Here is a 14,307-nt window from a genome sequence, read left to right on the forward strand (position 1 = left end):
CCCGAACTACGCGGAGGCCGCCCACTCCCTGGGCGCGGGCCCGGTGCGCACGTTCCTCACCATCACCATCCCGCTGATCGGACCGTCGATCATCGCGGGCGGACTGCTGGCCTTCGTGATCACGTTCAACAACTTCGCGATCCAGCTCTTCCTCGCCCCGATCGGCGTCTCCACGCTCCCCGTGCAGATCTACTCGATGGTGCGCCTCGGCGTGACCCCCGACGTGGATGCGCTSGCGACGATCATCATCCTCAGCACCGTGCTGCTGGTCGTCGTGCTCAACTGGCTCTCCGGCAACGCCGCCAAGCTCTTCACCACCTCCACGAACAAAGGAAACTGATGGCCGAGCTCACCGTCTCKCGCGTCTCCAAGACCTTCAACGGCACGCGCGTCCTCGAACCGCTGGAMCTCACCGTCGGCGACGGCCGGTTCTGCTGCATGCTCGGGTCCTCCGGATCCGGCAAGTCCACCCTGCTGCGCATCATCGCCGGCCTGGAGGARCCCGACGAGGGCGCCATCCGCGTCGGCTCGCGCGACATCACCCGRCTCTCGGTCGAGAAGCGCAACATCGGCTTCGTCTTCCAGAACTACGCGCTCTTCCCGCACCTGAGCGTGCTCTCGAACGTGATGTACGGCCTCCGCGCCCGGCGCACCCCNAAGCGCAACATCGGCTTCGTCTTCCAGAACTACGCGCTCTTCCCGCACCTGAGCGTGCTCTCGAACGTGATGTACGGCCTCCGCGCCCGGCGCACCCCGCGCGGCACGGCGAAGAAGAAGGCGGAGGCGATGCTCGGCCTGGTCGGCCTCGGCGACTTCGGCGGCCGCTCGCCGGCGCAGCTCTCCGGAGGCCAGCAGCAACGCGTCGCGCTCGCCCGCGCCCTGGTCACCTCACCCGACCTGCTCCTGCTCGACGAGCCGCTCTCGGCGCTGGACAAGAAGATCCGCGGCGAGATGCAGCGCGAGCTCAAGCGCATCCATCAGGAGACCGGCCTCACCACCATCATGGTCACGCACGACCAGGAGGAGGCGATGGACCTCGGCGACCAGGTGATGATGCTCGACCACGGCGTCGTGCAGCAGAACGACACCCCCGAGTCGCTGTACCGCGCCCCGGGCAACCGGTTCGTGGCGCAGTTCCTCGGCGGCCAGCTGCTCGGCACCGGAGTGGTCCACGGCACCGGGCCATCGGCCACGGTGGAGATCGGCGGCCTCTCGCTGACCACCGCCCAAAACGACCTGCGCGAGGGCGACCGGGTGGACGTGCTGGTCATGGCCGAACGCGTCCGCATCCTCCGCGACGACGCGGCAACCCCTGCGGGAACCGCTACCGGGGTTCTGAGCGCGATCGACTTCTTCGGGCCGTTCGCCCGCGCCGAGATCGCCGCCGGCGACCTCCGCATCCCCGTCACCATGCTGTCCCAGGAGGCCGACACCCTCGCCGCCGGCCAGCAGATCCGCTTCACGATCTCGCCCGAAGGCCTCCACGCCTTCGCCGGCGAACGCGCCGTCTGAGCCCCCGACCTCCTTGATTCCCTGCTCACCCGCGCCTCAAAGGCGCGCGCCACGAAAGCGACTTTCATGACGATTCCTGACTATCTCGACCCCTCGCTCACCCCGGCTCAACGCGCGGCCGACCTGATTCCACGGATGACGCTCGCCGAGAAGGCAGGCCTCCTTTTCCACCCCCAGACTGAGCTGCCCTCGTCGGTCGGACTCAGCGAGGAGCGTGCCGCCGAGATCGCACGCCAGGATGTGACGGACAAGCTGATTTCGCACTTCAACGTGCTCAACGGCACGAGTGCGGTGGAGGTCGCCGCTTGGACGAACCGGCTGCAGGAGCAGGCGGCCGAGACCCGCCTCGGCATTCCGATCACGTTCTCGTCCGACCCACGCAACGGGTACCGGAGCACGCCATTCACCGGCCAGTCGATCGACGAGCTCTCGAAGTGGCCGGAGCCCATCGGACTGGGCGCGATCGGCGACCCGGAGCGGGCGCGCGAGTTCGGTGACACGGTCCGCCGGGAATTCCTCTCGATGGGCATGCGCGTCTACCTGGGCCCGATGGCCGACCTGTACACGGAGCCGCGCTGGTCCCGCGGGTTCGGCACGTTCGGCGAAGACGTGCGCATCGTCTCGGAGTTGACCCGTGCCTTCATCGCCGGTCTGCGCGGAGGCCCCCGGCTCGGTTCGAGCAGCGTCGCCGCGGTGCTCAAGCATTTCCCGGGCGGCGGCCCGCAGAAGGACGGCAATGACGCCGTCGACTCGCGCTTTCCCGACCAGGTGTATCCGGGAGGCATGCAAGACCTCCACCTGCGGCCGTTCCGCGACGCCATCGCCGACGGCGTGACCCAGGTGATGACGTATTACGGGCGACCGCTGGGCACGGACTGGGAGGAAGTGGGCTTCGCCTTCAACGCCCCGGTCGTGCGGGAGCTGCTGCGCGGTCGACTCGGCTACCAGGGCATCGTCATGAGCGACTGGAACGTCGTCGGCACCGCGGTCATCGAAGGCAAGGTGTTCGGCCCCAACGCCTACGGGGTCGAGGACGCCACGATCGAGGAGCGCTTGGGCATCGCCCTGGCGAACGGCGTCGACCAGTTCGGAGGGGACACCCTCACCGACGAACTCGCTCGCGTCGTGCGCGACGGCCTGATCTCGGAGGCGCGCCTGGACGAGTCGGTCCAGCGGCTCCTGCTCGAGAAGTTCCGCCTCGGCATCTTCGAGCAGCGCTACGTCGACTTGGACACGGCACGGGCGGTCGGCTCCGATCCCGGGTTGGCGCAGAAGGGCCGGCGTGCCCAGGCTGACGCGATGGTTCTCCTGAGCGGTGCGGAGGGCGGGATACTCCCGCTGCGCCCACTCACCCGAATCTATGCGGAAGGAGTAGACCTGGCGGGCGTCGAGCACGAGTTCGTCGCCGTGGACTCGCCGGCCGACGCCGACATCGCACTGGTACAGCTGGACTCGCCGTGGGAGCCGGATCCGGCGAGTCCCCTTGGCGACTACTTCCGCACAGGGACTCTCGAGTTCCCCGACGCGACCGTCGCACATGTGCGCGAGCTGGCCGCCCGTGCACCCGTCGTGCTGTTCGTCTACCTGGAGCGGCCAGCGGTGCTGACCTCCCTGCTGCCGCACGTCGGCGCCGTCATCGGCCACTTCGGTGCCAGCGAGCGGGTGATCCTCGACGCCCTTGCCGGAGGGACGCAGTTCGGATCCCGGCTGCCGTTCGACCTGCCGCGCAGCATGGCGGCCGTCGAGGCCGCCCGGGAGGACGTGCCGTTCGACACCGAGGACCCGCTGTTCCGCACGGGCGACGGGCAGGTACTACGCCTGGACGCCCCTAGTGCAGCCCGCGCGGAGGGGTAGCCGCACGCGGTCTGAGACCCTTCCGCCGTCGCCGCCCGCCCAGCTGCGGGCCTGTGGGCCGCTACCGCTCGTCCTCCCGGGCGGACTCGAGGGCCGCCCGGGTCGCCCCGGCGGAAGCAAGGTCAATTGGCGTTCAGATCTCTCCGCGGGTCGTGCGACTGCTGCGATTAGGGTCAGCCGATCTCATTCGGGATAAGTGCTCTGTGGCGTCGGAGATCGACTGGAAGAGCTTCGTGCGCTCGCTGGTCGTTGAGCGGAGCCGCCTGCGGCGGCACTGCATCTGCCGCAGTGTTTGTCTTTCCGCCGGTCGATCGTAGCTCGTTCCCGGTTCTCCGTGCCTGGCTTTCGCGGCATATCCTCGCTCCGCTGCGCTCCCTCCGGTATTCCACGGTCCCGGCACTGCGCCCCTCCCACTCGCTCTCGATCTCGCCGCCGGAAGGCAAACAAGAACTCTAATGAGACCGGTTGGTCTGGGACTGGCTGGCAGACTGGCGTCCGGTTCGGCGTCGCGTGACTCAAAACAAAAATGGCCCCTCGGGTGCCTTTCGATCGATCTGTCCGCGCGCCGAGCTGGGCGTCGGTCTGTCTGTTCCGATGGCTTAATAGAGGGTCGTCCGCGCCCCGGGTAACCGGCTCGCGTGACTCATAAGAGTTCCGCCTCGAAACCTCTCCAGACCGACGAACTGCTTTGTTCGCCAACCGGAAGGGGACCATCGGAGTGAGCTCCGTGGCTGATCACTATGACCATGTCGTCGGCGTTGACACGCATGCACGAACACACACCTATGCCGTGCTGGAAGCAGGAACCGGCCGCCGTCTCGACTCGGCAACGTTCCCGACGACGGCGAACGGCCTGAGCCGGGCACTGGCGTGGATCCGGCGCCGCGCTCAAGGGCGGCTTCTCGTCGCGATCGAGGGCGCGAGTTCGTATGGTTCGAACCTGAGACGGGCGCTGATCGTCGGCGATGTCGATGTCTGCGATGTCCGGCCGCCGAAGCGGGCGACTCGAGCTGGTCGGGGCAAAACGGACGAGATCGACGCCATCGCTGCGGCTCGGACGGCTCTGGCGTCGGATCTCGAGCGGCTGACGACGCCGCGATCGGACGGTCTTCGCTCGGCATTGCGAGTGCTGCTGGTCGCTCGGCAGGCGATGGACAGCCGGCGAACCGCGGAGCGCAACGCCCTCACCGCTCTCCTGCGCAGCTTCGACCTCGGTCTTGACGTCCGCAAGCCGCTTACCGACACCCAGGTGAAGGAGGTTGCCGGCTGGCGGCAGCGCACGACTGATGACGCCGCGACCTCCACCATCCGGCAAGAAGCGCGCCGGCTGGCAGTCTCTGTCCAAGCCCTCACCGCCCAGCTGGCCGAGAATCAAACGGCGCTAGCGGGTCACGTCCAAGAGTTGGCGCCGGGGCTTCAGCAGCTGCTCGGAGTCGGCGCCGTCACCGGCGCCATCCTGGTCACCGCCTACTCGCACCAAGGACGCGTCCGCAGCGAGGCAGCGTTCGCGGCCCTGGCCGGCGCATCGCCGCTGGAAGCGTCGAGCGGGAACACAACCAGGCATCGGCTCAACCGTCACGGCGACCGGCAACTCAACCGGGCACTGGATGTCATAGCGCGAGTCAGGCTGAGTTGTGACCCCTCGACCCGTGACTATCTGGCCAGGCGACTATCGGAGGGCAAGAGCAAGCGCGAGATCCGGCGAAGCCTGAAGCGTTATATCGCCCGGCAGATGTTCCGTCACCTAAACGAGGTGATGAACTAAGGCTGCGCGAGTTAGCGGAAGCGGAGCGCGGCTCGGCTGATTAGTCGTGGTCGTGGTCCCTGTGTTGCGACTCGTCGTCCTCGAGCAGCATGCCGATGGAGGTGGCGCAGGCGTCGCCCTTCCAAGCTTCGATGCCCTCGCGGATGGCGAAGATCGCGATCACCAGTCCGGCGAGGGGATCTGCCCACCACCATCCGAACAGCGAGTTCAGCACGAGACCGATCAGAACGGCGGCCGAAAGGTAGGTGCAGATCAGGGTCTGCTTCGAGTCCGCCACTGCGGTCGCCGATCCAAGCTCGCGGCCGGCTCGATGTTCGGCGAGGGACAGGAACGGCATGACGACAACGCTCAGCGCTGTGAGGGCGATCCCGACCGGCGAATGGTGGATCTCCACGCGGCCGAAGACTGTCATCGCCGAGCTCACGATCACATAGAGAGCGAGGGCGAAGAACGCGATCGCGATCACCCGGAGGGTCGGCTTCTCCCACCGTTCCGGGTCGCGGCGGGTGAACTGCCACGCGACAGCGGCGGCGGAAAGGACCTCGATCGTGGAGTCGAGGCCGAACCCGATCAGAGCGGCGGAGGAGGCGGCACTTCCCGCGATGATCGCGACGATCGCCTCGACTAGGTTGTAGCCGATCGTGGTCGCGACGATCCAGCGGATGCGCCGCTGCAGGGCGGCGGTGCGGTCAGTGGCGACGACGCTCATGCGCAGGTGCACTCCTCTCCGGCGCAGCAACCCGGTTCCACGAACAACGTCACCCGCAGCAGCTCATCCAGCGCGGGGGCGAGATGGCCGTCCGCCAACCGATACCAGGTCCGCCGCCCCTCCGGGATCGCCTCGACGAGCCCGCACCCGCGCAAGCAGGCGAGTTGGTTCGACATCACCTGTCGCGACACTCCGAGCGCCTCAGCCAGGTCGGAAGGAAACGCCGGCGCCTCCCGGAGTGCCAACAGGATCCCGACCCGGGTGGGATCGGAGAGCGCGTGACCGAAGCGTGCCAGGGCGGCGGTGTGCGTGACCGTGGCGGCCGGAGCGATGCTCGTCATAACCCCATAGTACAGAGAAGGCTGTACTGAGCCACCGGCGAACCTCGGGCTGCGGGGTGAACGTGGAGCCGCGCGGAGGCGGCGCAGTCGTTGTCGGATGGAACGCCTTCGGCGTGCTGTTTCCCTAGGTTTTCTTTCCGATCCGGCAGCCGACCATAGCGAGCTCCACCAGCTTCGTTCCCTCCACGCGCTATTTGCAGACTCCACTCGCTGCGCTCCCTGCGCTTAGCAACCGCTCCCTCCGGGCACTGCGCTGCCTCCGCCCGCTCTCGATCTTTGTGCCGGAACGGCAAGAAAAACGATCAGGAGCAGGACAGCACCAACGCCCCCACCTGGTCGGTCGGCCCGGCAGGCCAATTTGACACCGGCCCATAGAAGGGTCGTCGGCATCGAGCAGGGGAGTGATTGGGATGCGGGTTTTCGTCATCGACACCAGAAACATGGGCGCGGAACTTCAGGGCGGACTGATCGGGGTGGTCGGATCGGTGTATCCAACCGCGGAGGAAAAGCGCGAATGCGTTGAGACAGTCAGCCGCTGCGCGACAGACGGGTGGGCCATCGCGGCCACCCTCACACGCTGATCGGCCGGTTGGCGGCCCTCACTGCAGAAACGGCTGCCGTGCCGTTCGTCGCGCTCGACCGGGTTTCGAGCCTCGGTGGGCCTTCGATCTCGGCACCGTTTGCTCTCGACGGTCAGCAACTTGGTTGATCTAGCCGGCGCCATTCGAGGCTACACGGGTATCGGGGGCATGGCCGGGGCCGGAGACATTGTCCTTCGGCCTGTCCTCGCACGACATTCAAGCGTCGAGCACCACCGAGTTGCTCGGCTGAGATCTGATCGAGTGAACGGCGCGGCTTCTCCACCGGCGCCCGCGGCATTCTCGCGGACCACTTCTTGCGCAAAAGACGACGGGCGGCTGGGCGATCGAGAACCGCACCCGGATACTGGAAGCGATTCCTCCGCTGCAGGCTCGGACCGGCAGCGTGGGCATCGCTCAACGAAGTCCGGCAGTTTCCCGTCCGGCGCGGTGCACCGGCCGCTGCCCGAGCCGGCGGATGGAACTGACGATGACCGAAACCCTCCGTACGGCGATCACGCCTGGACGGCCCTGGTTCGACACAGCCGGCAACCGGATCCAGGCGCACGGTGGCTCCCTCATCGAGGTCGACGGCACTTTCTACTGGTACGGCGAGAACAAGGAGCGCTCGACACCGGGAAGCGGGATCTGGCACTGGGGTGTGCGCTGCTACTCTTCGACCGACCTCTACAACTGGACTGATCTGGGGTTGATCATCCCGCCGGTACTGGACGACGAATCTTCGCCCCTCCACCCGGCCATGTGCATGGACAGGCCCCATATCGTGCGGCATCCGGACAGCGGCAGATTCGTCTGTTGGGTCAAGGTGATGTCGGACAAGGGACAACGTTCGACGGTCCTGGTCGCCGACGACATCCGGGGACCGTACAGCGTCGTCCGCGCCGACCTCAAGCCGCTGGGGATGAACGCGGGCGACTTCGATCTGGTGATCGACCCGACCGACGGCAAGGGCTACTACTACTTCGAACGCGTCCACAGCGAGCTCATCTGCGCCGATCTCACGCCGGACTACACCGACGTCACGGGCTACTACTCCACACATTTCCCGCTGCTCCAGCCCCCATACGTTCGAGAGGCACCGGCCTACTTCGAGCGCGGCGGACGGCACTTCCTCATCACTTCGGGGACGACCGGGTACTACCCCAACCCGTCGGAGGTCGCGACCGCCCCGAGCTATCACGGCCCGTGGACCGTCCTCAACGATCCGCACCCCGCCGATAACAGCCGAACGTCGTTCCGGTCGCAGGTGAGCTCCGTCTTCAAACATCCGCACAAGCAGGATCTCTACATCGCGCTCGCCGACCGGTGGTTGCCACGGTATGCAGAGGGAAGCGAGGCGGCCGTGCGGATGCATGCCGACCGCTTCCGGCCGATGGGCGGCCACGTCGACGGCGACTGGCCGGAGCTGACCGAGATCGACACGTCCATCGCGGATTATGTCTGGCTCCCCTTCCGCTTCACCGAATCGGGAGCCTTCCTGGACTGGCACGACGAGTGGCGGATCGAGGACTACGCGTGAGCATCACTACGACCGCGACGTCCTCGTGGAGCAACCCTGATCTGGATCCCGCGGACCGGGCCGAACTGTTGCTCGCCGAGCTCACTCTCGACGAGAAGATGGCGCAGGTCTCCTGCTACTTCCCGACCGATATCACGGACACGGGGGACTTCGCTCAGCGATTCCCTCACGGGATTGGTGAAGTGGCGTGCCTGGAGGCGCGATCCGCGCGGACTCTCGACGAGGTGACGGCCTTCCAGCACCGTATCCAGTCGGAGGCAATAACGGGCTCGCGTCTGGGGATACCCGCCATCTTCCATATGGAGGGACTGTGCGGCGCGTACCTGCCCGGGGCGACGAGCTTCCCGTCCGGGCTCGCGCGGGGCGCGAGCTGGGATGTCGACCTCGAGTGTGAGATCGCTGAGATCGTGGGGCGGCAGGAGCGAGCGCTCGGCATCACGCACACCCTCGCTCCGGTCCTCGACGTTTCGCGCGACCCACGGATGGGTCGGCACGGAGAGAGTTACGGCGAAGACCCTACTCTGGCGGCCGCTCTCGGGGTGGCAGCGGTTCGCGGACTGCAGCGCGCGGACCCCGAAGGCCGACGCACCGAAGCCGTCGCCAAGCACTTCATCGGGTCTCATCACACTGAGGGCGGCATCCACGGCGCCCACTGCGACATCCCGGACCGCCTGCTGCAGGAGGTGTACGGCAAGCCATTCCAGGCGGCCATCAGTGAGGCCGGTCTGCTGGGCATCATGCCGTCGTACAACTCGGTGGCGGGTCAGCCCGTGTCCGCGTCGGCTCACCTCCTGACGACCCTGCTGCGGGAGCAGATGAGCTTCCGGGGACTTGTCGTCTCCGACTACGGAGCCATCGGGAACCTGCATGAGGTCCAGCACGTGGCCTCATCGCTGCCGGAGGCGGGTCTGGCTGCGCTGCGGGCCGGCCTGGATGTCGAACTGCATGTGCCGCAGGGGTTCGGCCCGGAGTTGCGTGAGTGGTTCGCGGACGGACGTGCGGACGTGGCTCTACTCGACCGCGCCGTCAGAGCAGTGCTCACCGCGAAGTTCCGTATGGGGCTGTTCGAGCATCCATTCGCGCCGGACAGCAAGGATCGGGATGCGCGCTTCACCGCCGCATACGACGGTCAGGTTTCGCTCCAGTCCGCCCGAGAGTCGCTCGTGCTCCTGCGCAACGACGGCGTCCTTCCAGTAACCCGAAGCGCGCGCAGAATCGCGGTGATCGGATGTCACGCCGCGAGCGCCCGATTCTTCTTCGGCGGCTACACCCACTACTCCATGGCCGAAGGCAAGCTGGCCGTGCACTCATCGATGGCCGGTCTGACCGGGAACGATGAGGATCGCGCGATCGCCGCCACCGTACCGGGAACGACCATCGAGGCGTCGGATGGGCCGGAATACGAGGAATTGCTGCAGCAGCAGAAGCCAGACATCCGCACTCTGCTCGAGGAGTTGCGCGCCCGGCTGCCCGAGGTGCAGATCACGTGGTCCTACGGGTACCCGATCGCCGGCGCCGACGACTCCGGGCACGCGGAGGCCATAGCTGCGGCGCGAGAGGCCGACCTCGTCCTCCTCACGCTCGGGGGAAAACACGGAACCGCCTCCATCGCATCCATGGGGGAGGGGATCGACGCCACATCCATCAACCTTCCTCCCTCTCAGGAGGAGTTGATCCGCAAGCTGGCAGACCTCGACGTACCGCTCGTCGGGGTACATCTCGATGGCCGCCCGATCTCCAGCGACGCGGCCGACGCCCACCTCAGCGCGCTCATCGAGGCGTGGAGTCCGGCCGAGTCCGGGGCGGAGGCGATCGTCGATGTGCTGACGGGCTTGTTCAACCCGAGCGGCCGTCTACCGGTCAGCGTCGCCCACAATGCGGGCCAGGTCCCTGTCTACTACGCTCACCCGTACGGTTCCAGCTGGCATCAAGGCGCAAGCATCGGTTTCGCGGAGTACGTGGACGCGCCCCACACGCCTCGATACGCGTTCGGGCACGGCCTCACGTATACCTCGTTCGAGTACTCGGACCTGAAGCTGTCGCGCCGGGAGGTCGCCCCCTCCGGGTCGGTCGAGGTGCAGTTCACGCTCACCAACAGTGGGGAGCGGGCCGGCACAGAGGTCGTCCAGTTGTACGTCCGTGACCGCTACGCGTCGCTGTCCCGCCCAGTCCTCGAACTGTCGGGGTTCCGTCGGGTGAGCCTGGAGCCGGGGGAGAGCGCCGATGTGACGTTCTCGCTGGCGCTGAGCCAGCTGGCGTTCCTCGACGCCGATCTCCGGTGGCGGGTGGAGGCTGGCGATATCGACGTATTCATCGGGGCGTCCTCCGAGGATGTCCGCCTCGCAGACGTGCTCACCATCACGTCGGATCACTGGATCGACGGTTCATCGCGGGTCTTCTACGCCGCTTCTCGGCACAGTGTGAAGGAGTAAGAACATGGAACGACGCAGGCTGATCGTCAACAGCGACGCGAAGAACGAAGCCGACGATCAATTCGCCATCGTCCACGCGCTGCTTTCGCCGTCGCTGGACATTCGTGGGATCATCCCGGCGCACTTCGGTGCCGAGAGAACCACCGGGAGTCGAGCCCAGTCCCGCGAAGAAGTGGATCTGCTGCTCGACCTGCTGGGGATGAGCGGTCAGATCATCGTCGCCGACGGCGCTGATCGAGCCCTCCCGGACGAGTGGACCCCGATGCCGTCGGCCGGATCCCGGCTGATCATCGACGAAGCCATGTCGGACGACGAGCGTCTGTACGTGGCCTTTCTCGGGCCTTTGACCGACATGGCGTCCGCGCTGCTGGAAGAACCTGCGCTGCAGGATCGGGACGTCGTGGTGGTCTGGATCGGGGGACCGCCCTACGGTGGGCTCGTCGCCGAATACATGCCAGAGTTCAACCTGGGGAATGACATCCACGCAGCCAATGTGGTGTTCAACTCTCGTCTGACGGTCTGGCAGGTTCCGATGAGCGTGTACACGAAGGCCGGTGTCGGCTTCGAAGAACTGGAACGTCGGGTTCGGCCACACGGAGCGCTCGGCAACTACCTCACGCAGCAGCTCATCGACTTCAATGCGAAGCACCAACCGTCGTCGGAACTGCGGTCGCTGGGGGACAGCCCCGCCATCGGCATCGTGATGAATCCGTTCGGCGCGACGTGGCGCGACTGGCCGCGCCCTCGTTTCTCGGAGGATGGCCGCATGATCGACCCTTATCGACCGGCGACCGTCGGTATGCCTCCGAGCGTGCGGCGGACCGTGGAATCCGACCCGCCCAATCAGACCATCCGGGTGTGCGAGTCATTCGACATGCGGTGGCTCCTCGAGGACATGTTCTTCAAGATCCAGCGGCATGCAGAGTCCGGTCCGGTTAGGGCCGCCGACTAGGACGCTGTCCCGAACCGTCACCGCATTTTGCGCAATAGCGGGCGCTCGGCTGGACTCGCGCAGGTCTCGTATTCAGGATGAGTCACTATGCGACCCATCCTGCCCGGCTTCTACCCGGACCCGACGATCTGCAAGGTCGGAGGCGAGTACTTCCTGGCGGCCTCCAGTTTCGAGTATTTCCCGGGGGCGCCGATCTTCCGGAGCACGGACCTGACCGAATGGGCCCAGATCGGCAACGTCCTGGATCGTCGTACCCAGTTCGTCCACGGCGCGGAGGGCCCTTCGACGGGCATCTACGGATCGACGCTCCGTTACCGCGGCGGTCGATTCTGGTTCATCACGACCAACGTCAGCGATTTCGACCGTGGCCAGGTGATCGTGAGCACCGACGATCCATCGAACGGGTGGAGCGATCCGGTCTTCGTCCGCGGCGCCACGGGCATCGACCCCGACCTCTGCTGGGAGGAGGACGGGACGTGTTACCTGACCTGGAATGCGCTGAACTTCGTCGATGGCGGGCGCGGCATCCGGCAAGCGCGGATCGATCTCGCGACAGGTCGACTCCTCGCGCCCGACTACACGCTCTGGCAGGGCTCGGGCATGGTCGCTCCAGAAGGGCCTCACCTCTACCGGATCGGCGACTTCTGGTACTTGATTCTTGCCGAGGGGGGAACCGAGCGCGGCCACAGCGTGACGGTCGCCCGGTCCACCTCACCCTCGGGCCCGTTCGAGCCGTGCCCGTGGAATCCGATCCTCACCCACCGAAGCAGCGCGCATCCTGTTCAGAATGTCGGTCACGCCGACCTGGTCGAGACGCCGGACGGGCGCTGGGCTGCCGTGTACCTGGGTGTTCGGCCGGCGGGCTCCACACCCGGCTTCCACGTGCTCGGGCGCGAGACGTTCCTCGCGGGCATCGACTGGGTCGACGGGTGGCCCGTCTTCGATGAGAAGCGTTATGGGGAGGTCAACGTGGACACGTCGTTCTTCGAGGACTTCTCGGCGCGTGAGCTCGCGCCGGTCTGGGTGAGTCCGGGAGGTGATCCCCGCGAAGTAGCCACGCCGGAGCCGGAGGGTGGCGCCCGACTGCATGCGGGCGACGGAACGGATGCCGCACTGCTGTGCGTGCGCGTGCGCGACCCGCACTGGACCGCCGAAGCGCGATTCCTCGAGTCCGGACGCTTGCGCCTCCGCATGGACGACCGGCACTGGTACGGGCTCGAATGGCGGGCAGGGGGCGTCACTGCGACGGCTCGCATCGGAGACACCACGTCGGAGGTCGCCCGAGCCGCCGCCGGGCCCGCCGGGATTTCGTTGGTCATCGCGAGCGTGGCGGCTGAGTCTCCGGTGGCGCCGTTCGGACACGGCGGCCCGGATGACATCATCCTGAGCTACCGTGATGCCGCAGGCCTCCATGCCCTGGCGCGATTGGACGGGCGGTACCTGTCGACCGAGGTCGCGGGCGGTTTCACCGGACGCATGCTCGCGCTGGGGGCCAGCGGCGCTGGGTCGGTCGTTCGATCGTTCCGCTACGCTCCCGTCCGCGAAACGGACGACGTGTCGGCGCTCACTCCGCCGAACGCGGAGGAAGCGTTGATCCGCGCACGATGAGTCGGGTCGGGAGCTCGATCCGATCGAAGCGCTCCTGGCCGGCGACCCTGAGTTCGCTGACCACCTGCACGGCACGCGCGGCCATCGCCTCGAGCGGTTGGCGAACGGAGGTCAGCGCCGGATCAACCAGGGTTGCGCGCGGCTCGTCGTTGTACCCGACCACGCTCACGTCCTGTGGGATACGTCGACGAACCGCCTTGGCGGTGCGGTAGACGGAGAGCGCCATCTCGTCGTTGCAGGCGAAAACCCCGATCGGAGTGTCGGACTCCGTCAAGACACGACGTAGTTCGGGAGTGACGTCGGCAGCCGACCAGGTCGAATCGACCCTGCTGACCAGGACATCGCCGCGGTGATCGGCTATCGCGGCCCGGAACCCCTCCTCGCGAGCCCTGCCGAAACGGAAAGCGGGCGTCCCGCACACCACCGCGAAGCGTTCGACCGCGGTCGCAGCGAGCAACGTGCCGGCGTCGTATCCGCCTTGCCAGTCCGTCGTACCGATGCTCGCCACTCTGCCCTGCGGATCCGATTGAGGGTCGAGGAGCACGATCGGTATACGGGCAAGCGCCAGCTCCTCGAGCTGGCGGGTCGTCGGACGGATGATGCCGAGGATCACACCGGAGGGGCGTCGGCGAGCCACGCGAGCCGGCCAGTCGTCTGCGGGGTCGTCGCGTTCGAGCGTGAGCACGAGATCGAATCCGTGCTCGAAAGCGCCCTGACGGGCGCCCGCCACGATCGCATCCGTCCAGGCGTCGTCGAAGCTTCCGAGGACGAGCTCGATGAGCCGGAGGTCGAGCGTCGTGGGTCGACCCTTCGTCGTCTCCCCAGCGTCGTAGCCCAGCTCGCTCGCGGTCCGCAGAACCAGGTTGCGCGTTCGCGGCTTGAGGTCGCCCCGCCCGGTCAGGGCCCGTGACGCGGTGGAGACCGAGACGCCGGCCGCAGTGGCGACGTCCGTCAGCGTTACTCTCGTCGAGGTCACATCGAGATTCTCTCGCATCGGTGCGGAGCCGTGTCCCGAC

Annotated in this window: 11 protein-coding genes and 1 pseudogene; 9 read left to right on the plus strand and 3 right to left on the minus strand. The window is 66.9% G+C overall.

What is annotated here, in order from left to right; translation table 11 throughout:
- From ASF88_RS08970 to ASF88_RS08985, 5 genes and pseudogenes are all read left to right on the plus strand, one after another.
- A partial coding sequence (locus ASF88_RS08970) for an ABC transporter permease (protein ID WP_157498291.1) occupies positions 1-340 on the plus strand: 340 nt, incomplete at its 5' end.
- Positions 340-656: ATP-binding cassette domain-containing protein (locus ASF88_RS21150; protein ID WP_442915024.1), on the plus strand; the 317-nt coding region annotated here is incomplete at its 3' end. The genes ASF88_RS08970 and ASF88_RS21150, both read left to right, overlap by 1 nt.
- Position 657: 1 nt before the next feature.
- A pseudogene (locus ASF88_RS21155) lies at positions 658-1,512 on the plus strand (ABC transporter ATP-binding protein); the annotation flags it as partial.
- Positions 1,513-1,578: 66 nt separating this feature from the next.
- Entirely contained in the window at positions 1,579-3,366 is a 1,788-nt protein-coding gene (locus ASF88_RS08980) for a glycoside hydrolase family 3 protein (RefSeq protein WP_235493369.1), read from the plus strand.
- A 718-nt stretch (positions 3,367-4,084) separates the two neighbouring features.
- On the plus strand, positions 4,085-5,131 hold the full coding sequence (locus ASF88_RS08985) for an IS110 family transposase (protein WP_055920177.1): 1,047 nt from the start codon (positions 4,085-4,087) through the stop codon (positions 5,129-5,131).
- A gap of 40 nt (positions 5,132-5,171) precedes the next feature.
- Here the strand turns inward: ASF88_RS08985 and ASF88_RS08990 are convergent, their stop codons facing one another.
- Positions 5,172-5,840, minus strand: coding sequence for a cation diffusion facilitator family transporter (locus ASF88_RS08990; protein ID WP_055916976.1), 669 nt, complete (start codon positions 5,838-5,840; stop codon positions 5,172-5,174).
- The gene (locus ASF88_RS08995) at positions 5,837-6,181 is read right to left on the minus strand and encodes an ArsR/SmtB family transcription factor (protein ID WP_055916979.1); all 345 of its coding nucleotides are present in this window, start codon (positions 6,179-6,181) and stop codon (positions 5,837-5,839) included. Before ASF88_RS08995 ends, ASF88_RS08990 begins: the two co-directional genes overlap by 4 nt.
- 1,068 nt (positions 6,182-7,249) lie before the next feature.
- Here ASF88_RS08995 and ASF88_RS09005 point away from each other — a divergent pair.
- The 4 genes from ASF88_RS09005 to ASF88_RS09020 all read left to right on the plus strand — a co-directional run bounded on the left by ASF88_RS09005 (position 7,250) and on the right by ASF88_RS09020 (position 13,291).
- Positions 7,250-8,299 (plus strand): family 43 glycosylhydrolase, encoded by a 1,050-nt coding sequence (locus ASF88_RS09005; protein ID WP_055920180.1) that lies wholly within the window; start codon positions 7,250-7,252, stop codon positions 8,297-8,299.
- Positions 8,296-10,731 (plus strand): glycoside hydrolase family 3 N-terminal domain-containing protein, encoded by a 2,436-nt coding sequence (locus tag ASF88_RS09010; protein WP_235493370.1) that lies wholly within the window; start codon positions 8,296-8,298, stop codon positions 10,729-10,731. Before ASF88_RS09005 ends, ASF88_RS09010 begins: the two co-directional genes overlap by 4 nt.
- Before the next feature lie 4 nt (positions 10,732-10,735).
- Entirely contained in the window at positions 10,736-11,683 is a 948-nt protein-coding gene (locus ASF88_RS09015; RefSeq protein WP_055916984.1) for a nucleoside hydrolase, read from the plus strand.
- An 87-nt stretch (positions 11,684-11,770) separates the two neighbouring features.
- Entirely contained in the window at positions 11,771-13,291 is a 1,521-nt protein-coding gene (locus tag ASF88_RS09020) for a glycoside hydrolase family 43 protein (protein WP_082518863.1), read from the plus strand.
- Here ASF88_RS09020 and ASF88_RS09025 read toward each other — a convergent pair.
- On the minus strand, positions 13,248-14,267 hold the full coding sequence (locus ASF88_RS09025) for a LacI family DNA-binding transcriptional regulator (RefSeq protein WP_235493372.1): 1,020 nt from the start codon (positions 14,265-14,267) through the stop codon (positions 13,248-13,250). The genes ASF88_RS09020 and ASF88_RS09025 overlap by 44 nt on opposite strands.
- Between the last annotated feature and the right edge of the window lie 40 nt (positions 14,268-14,307).

Origin of the sequence: Leifsonia sp. Leaf336 (assembly GCF_001423695.1) — a bacterium.
Lineage (GTDB): Bacteria > Actinomycetota > Actinomycetes > Actinomycetales > Microbacteriaceae > Leifsonia.